The sequence below is a fragment of the Flavobacteriales bacterium genome, from assembly GCA_025210805.1.
Lineage (GTDB): Bacteria > Bacteroidota > Bacteroidia > Flavobacteriales > CAJXXR01 > JAOAQX01.
In genome coordinates, this window is record JAOAQX010000006.1 from 186,246 (window position 1) to 200,740 (window position 14,495).

Annotated in this window: 11 protein-coding genes and 1 riboswitch; all 11 genes read right to left on the bottom strand. The window is 34.8% G+C overall.

The window, feature by feature from the left end; all coding sequences use genetic code 11:
• Positions 1-3 precede the first annotated feature (3 nt).
• Complete coding sequence (locus N4A45_03685; protein MCT4664321.1) at positions 4-831, bottom strand: iron dicitrate transport regulator FecR; 828 nt, start codon at positions 829-831, stop codon at positions 4-6.
• Positions 832-906: 75 nt separating this feature from the next.
• Positions 907-3,663 (bottom strand): M43 family zinc metalloprotease, encoded by a 2,757-nt coding sequence (locus tag N4A45_03690; GenBank protein ID MCT4664322.1) that lies wholly within the window; start codon positions 3,661-3,663, stop codon positions 907-909.
• 203 nt (positions 3,664-3,866) lie between these two features.
• On the bottom strand, positions 3,867-4,496 hold the full coding sequence (locus N4A45_03695) for a NifU family protein (protein ID MCT4664323.1): 630 nt from the start codon (positions 4,494-4,496) through the stop codon (positions 3,867-3,869).
• A gap of 102 nt (positions 4,497-4,598) precedes the next feature.
• On the bottom strand, positions 4,599-5,519 hold the full coding sequence (locus N4A45_03700; GenBank protein MCT4664324.1) for a DMT family transporter: 921 nt from the start codon (positions 5,517-5,519) through the stop codon (positions 4,599-4,601).
• Positions 5,512-5,871: a hypothetical protein gene (locus N4A45_03705; GenBank protein ID MCT4664325.1), complete on the bottom strand. Its 360-nt coding sequence runs from the start codon at positions 5,869-5,871 to the stop codon at positions 5,512-5,514. The genes N4A45_03700 and N4A45_03705 overlap by 8 nt, the downstream gene beginning before the upstream one ends.
• A gap of 86 nt (positions 5,872-5,957) precedes the next feature.
• Positions 5,958-7,751 (bottom strand): SurA N-terminal domain-containing protein, encoded by a 1,794-nt coding sequence (locus N4A45_03710; GenBank protein ID MCT4664326.1) that lies wholly within the window; start codon positions 7,749-7,751, stop codon positions 5,958-5,960.
• Positions 7,752-8,188: 437 nt separating this feature from the next.
• A complete protein-coding gene (locus N4A45_03715) occupies positions 8,189-8,416 on the bottom strand; it encodes a hypothetical protein (GenBank protein ID MCT4664327.1) in 228 nt (75 codons plus the stop codon).
• Positions 8,417-8,555: 139 nt separating this feature from the next.
• Entirely contained in the window at positions 8,556-9,512 is a 957-nt protein-coding gene (gene metF, locus N4A45_03720; protein MCT4664328.1) for a methylenetetrahydrofolate reductase [NAD(P)H], read from the bottom strand.
• Between the two features lie 20 nt (positions 9,513-9,532).
• Positions 9,533-12,160 (bottom strand): methionine synthase, encoded by a 2,628-nt coding sequence (gene metH / locus N4A45_03725; protein ID MCT4664329.1) that lies wholly within the window; start codon positions 12,158-12,160, stop codon positions 9,533-9,535.
• 1 nt (position 12,161) lies between these two features.
• Complete coding sequence (locus N4A45_03730; GenBank protein MCT4664330.1) at positions 12,162-13,151, bottom strand: homocysteine S-methyltransferase family protein; 990 nt, start codon at positions 13,149-13,151, stop codon at positions 12,162-12,164.
• 64 nt (positions 13,152-13,215) lie between these two features.
• A riboswitch (SAM riboswitch) is annotated at positions 13,216-13,334 on the bottom strand.
• Positions 13,335-13,401: 67 nt separating this feature from the next.
• Positions 13,402-14,301: a MerR family transcriptional regulator gene (locus tag N4A45_03735; protein MCT4664331.1), complete on the bottom strand. Its 900-nt coding sequence runs from the start codon at positions 14,299-14,301 to the stop codon at positions 13,402-13,404.
• Positions 14,302-14,495 lie beyond the last annotated feature (194 nt).

The following is a 14,495-nucleotide window of genomic DNA, read 5'->3' on the forward strand; positions in this document are numbered from 1 at the left end:
CATTTATTGTAAAGCTTCAAATAGTTCTGATAAGAATATGCTTCCTTTTGTGGAATATATTTCGCCATTGGGATAATCTTTTAAGAGTGAAGAAAAATGGGTTTCGTTTGGATTTACTTCTACTATTTGAGCTTTATTTCTATAGGCAATTTCGAAAATATGCTGGGGTAAATTCGTCATTCCTGTTGTACCTATAAGAATGAGTACCCCTGTTTCATTCGCAATTTTTAATGAGCTTTCCCACTTGAAGAATTCTTCATTATAATATTCATCAAACCACAAAACATGAGGCCTTAGCCATGCATGACATCTATCGCAGCTAAGCTTCGACCTTTCCTCTGCCGTTATTGAAGTCTTTTTTGTTCTATGTCTTAAATTAAGCTCTTTTGGAAAAGGGAACAACGTATTGGTACAATCATTACTGCACCGAACATAAGACAAATCTCCATGTATAAAATAACTATGAGATAAAGAATTTCCTGCCACTGTGTGTAGTCCGTCTACATTTTGAGAAATAAGGTGAAAGCTTTCAGGGTATTTCTTTTCGAGTTTATTGAGAATCAAATGTCCTATATTAGGCTTCACTTTTTCAGCCTCAGCTATTCTATATAAATACCATTTCCAAAGTTCCTCAGGGCATTTCTTAAACATCTTTTGGGTCGCCATTTCTTCTGGCATATAGTTTTTAGAACCTATGGTCCAATAGCCTTCTTTTCCTCTAAAAGTAGGAATTCCACTTTCGGCAGACAGTCCCGCTCCTATCATAAAAGTGATTTTTTGACGGGCTTTAATAGCGTTCTTACACTGTTGAAGAAGTTGTTTACTAATCATCTGATCTTTTTTTCAAAAAAAAGAGCAACCCAAAATTAATTGGATTGCTCAAAACAATTATAAGAGGTAAATATTTTATTTATTTACCACAAACTTTTTACTAAGTACTTTATTTCCTAAAGTAATTGTCACAAAATAAACTCCATTATTAAGGCTTGGTGCCACTTTTGAAAGAGCTATTTCGTTTTTATTTGCATTCAATTCATGAGAAACAATTCCGTAAGACTTTCCTAGAATATCTTTTACTTCAATTCTTGCATCTTGAGCTAACTCTTCATTTTGGATATGGATAATTGCGTTTCCATTCGTCGGGTTTGGAGCAATTGTCAACTCATTTTCTAAGGTTTCTTCTTCCACATTCAATGGAGCATTCGAAACTGTTAGATTGTCCATATAGAATGGGTTTCCACCTCGTCCGAAATATTCGAATTTCAATTGAAGTTTAGAGCTGTTTAGCTTACTACCAATGTTTACAGAATATGTTTTCCAATCCGCTGCAGTTGGCTCCCAGTATGGGTTGTATAGAAGACTATCTCCATTAGTTACCATTCCTTCTTCCGCAACAGTGTTATACGCTGATGGATTTGTAGATAAGGTAGCTAGAATCTTCCAGTCTCCATTAGAAGCTCTATACATGATTCTTAGTCTATCGTCATTATCAACTAAAGAACGTTTTGCATAAGCATAGTCAAAGCTTAATTTTTTGTTTGCACTTCCTATTTTAGCATTTGTAAAATCCATTGTCTTAAATACCAATGAGCTTACATATTTTCCGCTATTTTTGTGAGAGGTTACTCTTACACAACCTGATCCATCTTTACCTGTCTCACCAGACCAGCTCCATCCTTTAATATTGTCATCTGGGTTAGTTGATGCAGTTCTTGCCCATCCACCATTTATTGATGAGAAGTTATTAAAAGTCATATATAAAGGTCCAGCATGCGTAGCTGAAGATTCATTAACTACAATTACATCTTTATATTTTTTAGTTGTTGAACCATTACCATTTGTAACTTTTAGCTCTACACTATATACACCTGGATCTGCAAATGTAACATTCACTGATTGACCAGTTTTTGCAGCTAGATTTGAACCTGGGAAAGTCCATTCGTAATTAGAAGATCCATCTACAAAAGATGCTTCAGCTTCCATATCGATATTTCCACCTTCTAAAATTGTAGTTTTTTCAAACAATACATTAAATCCTGGTTTCAGTGTAGCAGCATCAAAATTCTTAGACAATCCAGTTGCCATCAAATTTGTTTCTGTCCAGATATCTTTTCTGAAAGCTTTAAGAGATGACTTCATCACTTTGGTTTGACCATCTGTGAATAAATTCATACAGTCGTCGTTAGAATAATCCATATAGTTTTGATACATATCTCCATGTGGTGTTCCAAGCTCTCCTGCAACTTCTCCCGTAGGACAAATATTTGGAGTTCTATTTCCTTGTTCTGGTGTATCTTCTACATTGTCTGATCCTGCAGATAATGCATCAACTGCAATTTCTCTTAGCGTTCCTGAAGTTGCTGCAAATTCTGAATTAGAAATGCTTCCGTCTTGATTTAAATCAATCTGATTTCTATAAGCTGGCGGGATATATTGAAGTCCATCATCATCTCCCCAAATATGTCTTAAACCTAACCAGTGCCCAGCCTCATGTGATAAAGTTCGCCCTAAACTGGCAAATGTATTACCTACTCTATCTTTTCTGATAACAACACCATCTGTGTGTGTTTTAAAATCTAATTCTGATGGGAATTGAGCGAATCCTAAAATGGTTCCACCTGGACTACTAGCAATACTATTTACAACCCAAATATTAAAGTACTTTTTGGCATCCCAAGTTGTAACAAATTTCGGGTTATTTTTATAAATATTCTCTCCTATTGCTCCATTAACATCTTTCCAGTTCTTGTTTATTGATCTATCAGAGTAAATTCTATTGATTCCCGTTGTTGGGTTTCCATCAGGATCAATTTTAGCCAATTCAAATTGAATTTTAGCACCTCTTGCGATCACCCCTCCTACTGTTTGAGTTTTAGCTTCTGAATAAATTTTTGTACCTGAAGTTAATCCTACTGCTACGTGAGTGGCAGTTCCTTTCTTCTTATTTTTTATTCTAACAGCAGGAATTAATCCAGCTGAAGCATCTGAATAAGTAAATTCATCTGTCATTGTGTTTGATAAAATTGCCATTAAAGCATCTTTTATCTGTGCTTGAGTAGAATCTACAGAAAGGTCAATATTCTTGTATGTGATTGTCTCTCCAAATGAAGCGGTAAGATTTGGTTTATTTATGTATGTTGTGTCTTGTGTAAAATAAATTACCAGTCTATCACCACTAGGAGTATTGGCGTCAAAATCAGCAGCATTATCTTCATTACCTCCTTGAATTACAATATAACGTGAAGTTCCTGTAAGATTACTCTTATCATCAATAGGATTGGCAAATTCAATTATTGATTCATGCTCTGGGGTAATATAATAATCAGGTGTATTTACTTTATCAGCATTTTTTCTCTGAATATCATTGTTTAGAATCGTAAGCTGTTCTAAAATTTTCTCACGTGATAAATTATCTCCTGCTTCTTCATAAAGAACATGAAAAACAACAGGAATATAATTCATTGAATCGTTTGTACGTACACCAAAAGCATCATTTTTCGTCATTTGACGGAATGCTGCTTGATTCTCACGAATTTCTTTAAGAACCTCTGGTTTACCTTTGTATCTCTCCTCAAGTTCATGATCTGTTGTAGGACAATGGTGTTGTGCCATTGCTCCAAAACCGAACACGAGACTTAAAGCAAAAAATAATTTTTTTGTCATACCTAGCAATAGTTTTGATAATCGTTTATTCATAGTTGGATAAAATGTGATTTATCCATCTTCCAAACTTACTAAAAAATAAGAAAATATTTAATATTCTTTAACAATGAAATAATTTTTGTTAACGAATATTAGTACTATAATTGTATCTTTTTGAACGAATTCCTTACAATTTTATTGTTTTTCTTTCGTCTTAGGTCTTTTTACAATTCTTGCTCTACAGCAGTTACATGATCAGGCATCATTTGTAAAAAGAGGTTTTCTATTCCTTGTTTTAGAGTGATGGTAGCAGAAGGACATCCGCTACATGCTCCTTGAAGTTTTACTTTTAGGATTCCGTCTTCTAAGCTAGAAAAAACTACGTCTCCACCATCCATTGCTACAGAGGGTTTGATGTATTCTTCTAGAATACTGACTATTTTTTCTTCCACTTCATTTTTAGGTGTTGCTCCATTTAAATTTGGTGTGTATTGCTCATCCAAACTCTCAACAGACATTCCTCGCTCTTCTTCTTTTCCTTTATAAGGGTCTTCTAAAATAGCTTTATTTCCTTCTTGAAAATAGGCCTGAAGCTTTTCTCTTACTTCTAGAGCTACTTCAAACCACTCAATATTTTCTGTTTTGGTGAGTGCTACAAAGTTTTTTGCAAAAAATACCTCTTTTACAAAGGGCAACTGAAATAGTTCCATTGCCAAGGGTGCATTTTTTACTTCTGAGACCTCTTTATACTCAACACTATCATAAGGATTGATTACTAAATTTGCCACAAATTTCATCACCGCAGGGTTTGGAGTGATTTCGGCATATATGCTAACTGGTTGTTTCTTTTCCATAATGGTTTCTTTGAGTTGCAAAGGTAAGCCTAAAGAGGAAATACTGTATTAAGAGCTAGGGAATTTTGCTTTGAGTTATCGATTCTTCTTCATTCGCTATTTTCAATCTTTTACGATTTTTCTTTTTAAGCTCTTTTTGGGGGCACTCACTAAATACACTCCAATAAAAATGGCCAAACCAGAAACTATTTTAACAAAATCTAATTTATCTGAACTGAAAATTATTGCGATAAACGTTGCTAATAGTGGCTGAGAATAAATATAGAAACTCACTGTAGAGGCTCTCACATTTTTTAATGCAATGATATTGAGTAAATACGTGAAAAAAGTGGTGAAAAGAATTACAAAACCAATTGCAAATAAGATATAATCAGGCATAAGATGGTATTCTGCCGAAAAAGCTTCTTCCCAACCAAAAGGCAGAACAACTAACCACCCAATTGAGAAACAGAGTGTAATAATCGTTATAGGGTGATATTTTTGCATGAGGGGCTTAGCCAATAACAAATAACTTGCATAGCAAGCGGCATTGATAAATACATACAGATTTCCCTTTCCTGGATTTGGTGCATGACTCAACATATTGGTTTTCCCATATAGGATAATTCCTACAGCGCCAATTCCTCCTAAAATAAGTCCGATCATTCGAACCCAATTGAGCTTTTCTTGCTTTAGCAAAAGAGCTCCTGTAAATACCAATATCGGTGTGGAAGTCATAATAACCGCTGCATTGATAGGTGTTGTAAGGTTCAAACCTTTGAAAAACAACATTTGATTGAGTGCTACTCCTGATAATCCACAAAGTATCAGCCTTGGCCAGTCTTTTCGGTCTATTTTAAGCTTGTGTTTCATGAGTTGGTGCAAGAGCCAAAACAGAATCACGGCTCCAGAAACTCTTAGTAAAATAAAACCTAAAGGCTGTAAATAAGTAGGCATCACTTCCTTGGCCACTGTAAAATTGATTGCGTATATCAAATTGGCAACAAAAAGTGCAATATGTGAAAAAAGGATTTTTTTATTCATTTTCTAAATATTCTTTCATGGCGGCAACCACTTTTTTACTATTCCCTACGAAAACTCGGTTCTGATCCAGTAAAATAGGTCTTTTTATCAAGGTATATTCCTGAAGTAGAAGTTCGTAAAACGCTTCCTTAGAAAGATCTTTCTTCCCCCAACCCTCTGATTGATATTTTCTAGAGCGTCTATTAATCAAATCATCAAGGGCGATTCCTTGGTTCAAAATATGGTCTAGAAGTTCTTTAGATATCGGTTGGTCTTTAAGATTATAAAAGTGATAATCTTCTTTAGAAATTCCAAGTTCTTTTATTATACGACTACAAGTATCGCAAGTTGAAAGATAAATAAAGGTTTTCATGTAATCATTTTGGTTTGAACAAAAAAACCACCCAAAATTTTTGAGTGGTTTTTTAAATAATATGGTTGAAGTTTTAGTGCTGTTTATTAATAAAACTTAGCTCTATTATCTTCAATATTTGCATTTTCTTTCATGGCTGGTAATAGTTCATACCCCACTCTAGGTGCAAATGTGTTTTCTATTTGAGATTTGATAGCTCCTAATTCGTTTGAAGCTACTGGCTCAACAATTTCATCTACACGAGCAATATATACTCCTCCGATTCCACCTATTGGAGCCGATGTTTTTCCTTTTGCTAATCCTGCAACCATTCCCACGGCTTTTGGATCATAACCTGCGGTTCCCACTGAGTTTGAAGATAGACTTACTCCGGCAAAATCCGTTTCTTCTACTCCTAGAGCGGTAGCAGCAGCTGACAATGAAGTTACTCCATTAAGCTTGCTCAATAAAAATTGCTTCGCTTTTTCGTTTTCTGCAGCTGGCTTTAATTGGTCTTTGATATCTTCAAAAGAGGCATATCCTTTTGGCATTTTAGCTTCCAAGGTTGCTATTACATATTTATTACCGATATCAAATCTTTTGAATGTTCCTGCTTCTGTTTTTTCTGCAAAAGCCCAACGAACTATTTGTCTTTCTTTTCCTACTGCTGGAATTTCTTGTGTAGTCATTTGAATAGCTCTTCGGTAAGATGGTTGATTTTGCAATCCTTTAATTGCTGCATCAAATCCATTCTTCTGAACTTCCATTGCAAAAGAACTTGCTTTTGTGTATACTTCTTTATCCGTAGACTCACTAGCTACTACTTCTACTCCTAATACTGCTACTACGATTGAGTCGTTTCTTTTATCCATCAAACGTGCCATGCGGTACATTCCTCCTTCAAAATAAGGACCGTAAACAAACCCGATTTCTGCTTCGTGCATCATTTCATCAATAGTTGGTGAAATCATTTTACGAGCCATAAAGTTTGGATTATAAGGAATATCTGAATGAGTTCTCATAAACCCTACCATATCGTCTGTTTTATCAAAACCAGGAATGGTATCATAAAGGTCATAAGCTTTATTATACTCTACACTTTCGCTTTTAAGCTTTTCTACCTTGGCTTTTACAGTCATGGCATCAGTTTCACTTGGGTTTACTTCAAAAACTGTATAACGAATTCTTCTTGATTCCTCAATCTCGTAATCCGTTTTATTGTTTTCATAGTAAGCTTTGATGTCTTCATCTGTTACTGCTTTGTTTGCAGGATCTACAGAAGCATAGCTTTTAAAGACCATTTTTCCGCTATAAGTTCTTGCTTGAGACTCATAAGTAACTTGAGCTTCGGCGTCATTTGAAATCATCGATTTTCCAACGAAAGTATTCAATTTGTCATTAAGGAGTTGTCCTCTGATGATTTCTTGGATATATGCCCATTGTCCTGGGTTTTCATTTTGTAGTCTTTCGATTCCAGCACTCAATTGCGCATTGGAAACTTCTTGTCCTGGCTGAATTCCAAAAATTTGCTTCACGATTGGAGCAACTTCTTTGTTGTCATACCCAATGATATTTGAAGCCATTTCTTTGTCTGTTAAAGAAATCCCTGCTTTTTCATACTCTGAGTTTAATACAGCCTCTGTTACTTTTTGATCCCAAAGTCTTTGTCTCAACTGATCTTGATCAGCTCCTGGACCTTCTAGCTGTGAGCGGTCTTTGAGTTCTTTTTCAAATTTCACATAGTCTATTTTTTCTCCATTGATAGACCCTAGGTCCTGATCTCCTCCGAAGATTGAACGACCGTTTCCTAATGCATCACCTAGAAGAAAAGCTAATAGTGCGATTCCAATAAAGGCGATTAATAATCCTGATTTCTTACGAATACTTTCTAATGATGCCATTACGCAATTTCAATTAAAAATTTTGTTTAGTGCACGAAGATACAAAACTTCGTTTGATGCTAAAAGTAATCGTTTTAATTTTTCTGAGGAAATTATTCATGGCTAATTTTTTTATGCTTTTTATTTTAAAGTTTTTTATGTAAAATCAAGAATACGAGTAAAGGTCTTTTTGCTGTTTAGAAATCAATATTTTAAAATTTTCTTACAATCTTTTTCAACCTACTCTGGGCTTGGATTTATTCCCCACTCTCCAATAAGGCAATCTGGTAGGATTCTGATTTCTTTCATATCGGGTGTCAAATAAATCTCATTATGATAAACTGCATTGCAATCTTTACAATCAATATCAGTACGATAAATCCTGTGCCCTACGGTATCTAATAAATGATAGTTTTTAGCTCCTTTTATTTTTATCGTTAGTGGATTTAGATTGGTGTCTATTGATAGATATCATGAAATCTACCTTCTTTATCTGTTTTAATTATAAACATCAGTGTTGTGTCTTTATAGAATAAAACACTACAAGGAATAGGAATCTCTTGATTTTTAACTGGAATGGATATTTTTCCAAAAAAGTGAATATTAACGGGCTGGTACTTCTTCTTAAAAGTGACACAACCGCCAAAAAACACTAATAAACAAATAATTATTACACTTTTTTTCATGATTTTGGAAATGCTAACATAACGCTACCTTCTACTCATTAAAATTTAAAAAAATATTTCACATAAAAGACTACCCAGTTTATTGAGTAGTCTTTTTAATATCAACATATAACAAAAGATTAAAAAAGCAGCTTCGACCTTAAAAAACCTCCTTCAAAATTTTTGTTATTCTTTCTGTTTTCCCCATAGAATAATAGTGAAGCGAGGGAACTCCGTATTTTTTAAGTTCTTTGGACTGAGCGATACACCATTCTACCCCCAAAGCCGTTACTTCTTCTTTTGTTTTGCATTTTACGGCTTCTATAACGAGTTCTTCGGGTAAATCTACATGGAATCGATGCGGAATGATGCTTAGTTGTCTTTGGGTACTCAATGGTTTTAACCCTGGGATAATGGGAATATCGATTCCTGCTTCTCGACATTTTTCTACAAAAGAAAAATATTTTTGATTGTCAAAAAACATTTGTGTAATAATATATTCTGCTCCTGCATCCACTTTTTCTTTGAGTTTTAGGATGTCGGTATCCAGATTGGGTGCTTCCATGTGTTTTTCAGGATAACCAGCAGATCCAATACAGAAATTTGTAGGCGTTGGGTTTTGTAAATCCTCATCCTGATAAATTCCGTTATTCAAATCTTTTATTTGCAGTATCAAATCTTTAGCATAGTTATTTCCTTTAGCTTCAGACTGAAAATAGGTTTCTCCTTTTACAGGATCTCCTCGTAATGCCAAAACATTATCAATTTCTAAAAAATCGAGATCTATTAAGAAGTTTTCTGTTTCTTCTTTTGAAAAACCTCCACAAAGAATATGAGGAATAGTATCTATTTTGTATCGAGATTGGAGTGCGGCACACATTCCCACGGTTCCTGGTCTTTTTCTCACCACTTTTTTTTCATGAAAACCATTGGCTAATGGCTTAAAAATATATTCCTCTCTGTGATAAGTGACATTGATAAAAGAAGGATTATACTCCATCATTTGATCCACAGCCCGGTAAGCTTGCTGAATACTCTGCCCTTTTAGCGGTGGTAAAACCTCAAAACTAAAAAGCGTTTTACCTTTGGCTTTTGCTATATGTTCTGTTACTTTCATTGTTTTTCTTTTTTCAAGCCTTAATAATTCAAAGAAGTAGCCAGCCATTTTTCGGCTTCTTTTATGCTCATTCCTTTTCTTTTTGCATAGTCTTCTACTTGATCTTTTCCTATTTTACCTAAACCAAAATATTGTGCCTCTGGGTGTGCAAAATAATATCCTGAGATAGACGCCAAGGGTGTCATAGCTTTGTTTTCTGTAAGCTCTATACCTATTCTTTTGGAGACTTCCAAGACTTCAAAAATGGCATCTTTCTCTAGGTGATCTGGGCAAGCAGGATATCCTGGAGCGGGTCTTATTCCTTGATATTTTTCTTGAATCAGGTCTTTATTTTCCAAAGATTCTTCTTCGGCATACGCCCAATACTCTTTTCTTATTTTTTCGTGTAGCCATTCTGCCGTAGCTTCGGCAAGTCTATCTGCCAAGGCCAAATGCATCATGGATTGATAATCGTCTCCAATTTTTTTATAATGTTCTGCTTTTTCATCAAAATATGCTCCTGCGGTAACAGCAAAACAACCCACATAATCTTGTTTTTTCTGATGTACAAAATCTGACAATGCCCAATAATGAGCTTTTTTACTAGTCTTTTGCTCTTGCTGACGAAGAGTCAAAAATCTCCGACTCCCTTTATTGGTTTCAAATACGATATCATCTTCCTCAGATTTTGCAGGAAATATTCCCCAAACTCCACGAGTTCTCACTTTTTTTCCATCCACTAATTGTTTTAGGATTTTTTGTGCCTCATCAAAAAGGTTTTGAGCTTCTGGATTTTTCAGTACTTTAGGATACATTCCTTTTATACCCCATGTCCAGAAAAAAGGAGACCAATCAATATATTTTTCGATAAAATCTAAGGGAATATTCTGTTCCTCATGTACTCCTTGAAGCCTGGGAATTGCGGGTGCATAATCATGGGCAATTTGAAATTTATGCGCACGAGCATCTGCAATGTTTAAAAAAGTTTTTTGCTCATTTTTTCGTTGATATCCTACTCTAATCTCTTCATATTTTTGGTTTAAATGATTTTCAAACTGACTTTTATCCTGCAAAAGCTCACTCACAATTGTAACTGCTTTGGAAGCATCGGGGATATAAACCACAGGGCAATTATACACGGTGTCAATCTTTACGGCAGTATGCGTAATAGAAGTCGTTGCTCCACCTATAAGCAAAGGAATATTTTGTCCTTTTTCTTCTAATAACTTTGCCACAGTAACCATTTCTTCTAATGAAGGCGTTATTAAACCACTAAGTCCAATAGCATCTACGCCTTCTTCTATCGCTTTATTCACTATTGTTTCTTCTGAAACCATAATACCAAGGTCGATAATTTCATAACTATTACAAGCCAAAACCACCGATACAATATTCTTTCCGATATCGTGAACATCGCCCTTTACAGTTGCCAAAAGGATTTTCCCTTTGGTATGTGCTTCGCTTTTGGAAGCTTCTATAAATGGCTCTAAATAGGCTACCGCTTTTTTCATCACTCGCGCCGATTTTACTACTTGAGGTAGAAACATTTTTCCGCTTCCGAAATAATCACCCACTACCGACATTCCTGCCATCAAGGGACCTTCGATAATTTCTACAGGATTCTCAAATGAAGTTCGAATTTCTTCAATATCTTCTACGATATAGGTATCTATTCCTTTTACAAGGGCAAATTCTATCCTTTTTTCAAGTTCAAATGCTCTCCATGCTTCTGTTTTCTCTTCTTTATTTGATGTTATGCCTTGTGTTTTCTCGGCATACTCAATGAGTTTTTCAGATGCTACTTCGTTTTTATTAAAGATTACTTCTTCAATTATATCTCGTAAATCTTTGGGAATTTCATCATACACCTCCAATTGGTTTGGATTCACAATTCCCATTGTTAAACCATTAGGAATGGCATGGTATAGAAATGCAGAGTGAATGGCTTCTCTTATAAAATTATTCCCACGAAATGAAAAGGAAATATTGGAAATCCCTCCACAGACATTACTATACGGTAGATTTTTTTGAATCCATTTACAGGTTTCTATAAAGTCTATTCCACTTCTTTGGTGTTCTGGAAGTCCTGTTGCAATGGGAAAAACATTGGGATCATAAATAATATCTTCTGGAGGAAAACCGATTTTGTCGAGAATACTTGCAGATCGTTCTATGATTTCTATTCTTCTTGCTAAGGTGTCTGCCTGACCTTTTTCATCAAAAGCCATGACCACCACTGCAGCTCCAAAATGCTGGATATATTTAGCTTGTTCTACAAACTGTTCTTCTCCACTTTTGAGAGAAATAGAATTTACCACGCATTTCCCTTGAGCACATTTGAGTCCTGCTTCTATAATTTCCCATTTTGAAGAATCAATCATAATGGGAACACGAGCAATATCGGGCTCTGAAGCTATTAAAAGTAGAAATTCTTGCATGGCTTCAACTCCATTGAGCAAACCATCATCCATATTAATATCAAGAATTTGAGCTCCTCCATTCACTTGTTTTCTAGCAATATCTAATGCTTCTTGATAGTTTTTCTCTTTAATTAATCTTAAAAAACGACGTGATCCTGCCACATTTGTTCGTTCTCCAATATTAATAAAATTACTTTCTGGTCTTACTATAAGACTCTCCAACCCCGATAATTGTAGATATTTTTCCATGTTAATTGTTCTTTTTGGGTTGATAATTTTTACTTAGTTCTGCAATAGCTTCTATATGAGCAGGGGAAGTTCCACAGCAGCCCCCCACCACAGACAAAAGACCTTGTTCTAAAAAGGGTTCTAGTTGTCTTGCCATGTTTTCAGGAGATTGGTCATATTCCCCAAATTCATTGGGCAAACCAGCATTTGGATGTGCCGAAATAGCAAATTCTGAGATTCTATTAAGATTTCTGGCATAAGGTAATAATTGGGTTGCACCCAAAGCACAATTCAATCCAACAGTCAATGGATTTGCATGTTTGATAGAGATAAAAAAGGCATCTAGAGTTTGACCAGAAAGCACTCTCCCACTGGCATCCGTGATGGTTCCTGAAATCATCATTGGAATCTCTTTCCCTTGATCTTTGTTGGCTCTTTGAGCAGCCATTATTGCGGCTTTTGCATTTAGGGTATCAAAAATAGTTTCAATTAAAAACGCATCTACACCACCATCTGCCAAAGCACAACATTGTTCATAATAGGCTTCTTCAAGTTCATCAAAAGAGATATTTCTGAATCCTGGTCTGTTTACATCGGGTGAGAGACTTGCAGTTCTGTTTGTGGGTCCTATTGATCCTGCAACAAACCTAGGTTGATTGGGTGTTTTTTTACGAAACTGATCACAACATTCTTTTGCTAATTTTGCCGACTGAAAATTCATTTCATATACTGCATCTTCCAGATGATAATCTGCCATAGAAATTTTATTAGCAGAAAAAGTATTGGTTTCAATAATATCGGCTCCAGCCGCTAGATATTCTTGATGAATAGAACGAATAATATCTGGTCGAGTAATAGAGAGTAAATCATTGTTTCCTTTGAGATCACAAGAATGATTTTTATATACATCACCTCTAAAATCTTCTTCAGTAGGCTTAAAGCGCTGAATCATGGTACCCATAGCACCATCTAAAACCAATATTTTTTGTTGAATTGCTTCCTGTAAAGTCATTTGTCTTCTTTTTTATACAGGAAAGTTTGAGAGAAAAAGTCTTCTATTTTTGGAAAACTTTTCTGAGTTATCTATCCAAATCAAGTAGTTGATTTTGGTAGAACGTAGCACCTTCTTTCGTATAGATTGAAAGGGTTGCTAAGGCTTCATTGGGTCTATTCCCTCAGCCTTTCCTGATAACGTTGTGAAACAAATATAGGGTGTTTTTTTTGAAGATGAATACCTTTGAGTCAATAAATAACTATTATTTTTAAAGATACATCAATGAATCCATAGCATTTCCTACATCTTTAAGATAATTCATACTCATTGTTTTATGGAGTCTTATCGAGTTTGGAATATTTCCTATCAACCAAAATTCTTGATAAGTATCCAAATGATTATCCATTAGATAGTTTTGATATTCTTCCCAGTTATCTGAGTCTACATTCATTGTAAAATAGGTAGCCCATTTTGCATTTGGGTATTTTTCCCCTACAATTCTTAAATCTTCTTTTGGAATACTCGCCCCTAAGTAAATGGTCTTTTTTCCATGCGCTTGTAAAATATAGTTTATATAAAGTAATCCCAACTCATGGATTTCACCTTCTACTAAAAAAAGGATAAAAAGATCACTATCTTCTGTAGGTGTAATTTTTTCCTTTTCTGTATGAATATGAATCTTTTGAGCGATCAGATTACTAATAAAATGCTCTTGGATAGGCGTAATTATTTTTGTTTGCCATAAAATCCCGATAAGGTGAAAGAATTTCATGAACTGGGTTTCGAAAATCACATCAAAAGTAAGTTTGCTAATCATTTCTTGATACGTTCTTTCAAAAAGTACTCCATCCAAATTTATTAAGGCTTTTTTGAGTGAAAGCATCCAATAGTCTTCTTGAGATTCTTCGGTGACATATTCTAGTACTTTTTCATTTAGATTTTGCTCAGACATCTCTGCCAATTTTGAAATTTTCAAACCTCTATCTAGCAAAAAAACGATATTGAGTAATTTTTGGAAATCATCTATAGAATAAGTTCTAATATTTCTGTTTCCTTTAGTGGGTGAAAACAAACCATAACGACGCTCCCACATTCTTAAAGTGGCCGTTTTGATTCCTGTAATCAATTCAAAATCTCTAGTTGAAAATGTCTGGTAAATATCCTTCAAAGCGATGTGCGATTTTTTTTGTGAGTGAGTCTTCAAATATAAAACTTATTTACAAAATACACAATTTCAAGCGATATGGCGTAATTTCCAACAAATAACAATTCAGTTATTTCTAATCAAATAACAAAATCTCATGAATACTACAAAAACTAATTTTCTCAGACTCCACAGCACTTTCAAGCTTATACAATCAC

Excerpts from the sequence above, each read along its gene's own strand:
- N4A45_03685 (MCT4664321.1), bottom strand. The coding sequence starts at position 831 with ATGATTAGTAAACAACTTCTTCAACAGTGTAAGAACGCTATTAAAGCC.
- N4A45_03690 (MCT4664322.1), bottom strand. The coding sequence starts at position 3,663 with ATGACAAAAAAATTATTTTTTGCTTTAAGTCTCGTGTTCGGTTTTGGA.
- N4A45_03695 (MCT4664323.1), bottom strand. The coding sequence starts at position 4,496 with ATGGAAAAGAAACAACCAGTTAGCATATATGCCGAAATCACTCCAAAC.
- N4A45_03700 (MCT4664324.1), bottom strand. The coding sequence starts at position 5,519 with ATGAATAAAAAAATCCTTTTTTCACATATTGCACTTTTTGTTGCCAAT.
- N4A45_03705 (MCT4664325.1), bottom strand. The coding sequence starts at position 5,871 with ATGAAAACCTTTATTTATCTTTCAACTTGCGATACTTGTAGTCGTATA.
- N4A45_03710 (MCT4664326.1), bottom strand. The coding sequence starts at position 7,751 with ATGGCATCATTAGAAAGTATTCGTAAGAAATCAGGATTATTAATCGCC.
- N4A45_03715 (MCT4664327.1), bottom strand. The coding sequence starts at position 8,416 with ATGAAAAAAAGTGTAATAATTATTTGTTTATTAGTGTTTTTTGGCGGT.
- metF (MCT4664328.1), bottom strand. The coding sequence starts at position 9,512 with ATGAAAGTAACAGAACATATAGCAAAAGCCAAAGGTAAAACGCTTTTT.
- metH (MCT4664329.1), bottom strand. The coding sequence starts at position 12,160 with ATGGAAAAATATCTACAATTATCGGGGTTGGAGAGTCTTATAGTAAGA.
- N4A45_03730 (MCT4664330.1), bottom strand. The coding sequence starts at position 13,151 with ATGACTTTACAGGAAGCAATTCAACAAAAAATATTGGTTTTAGATGGT.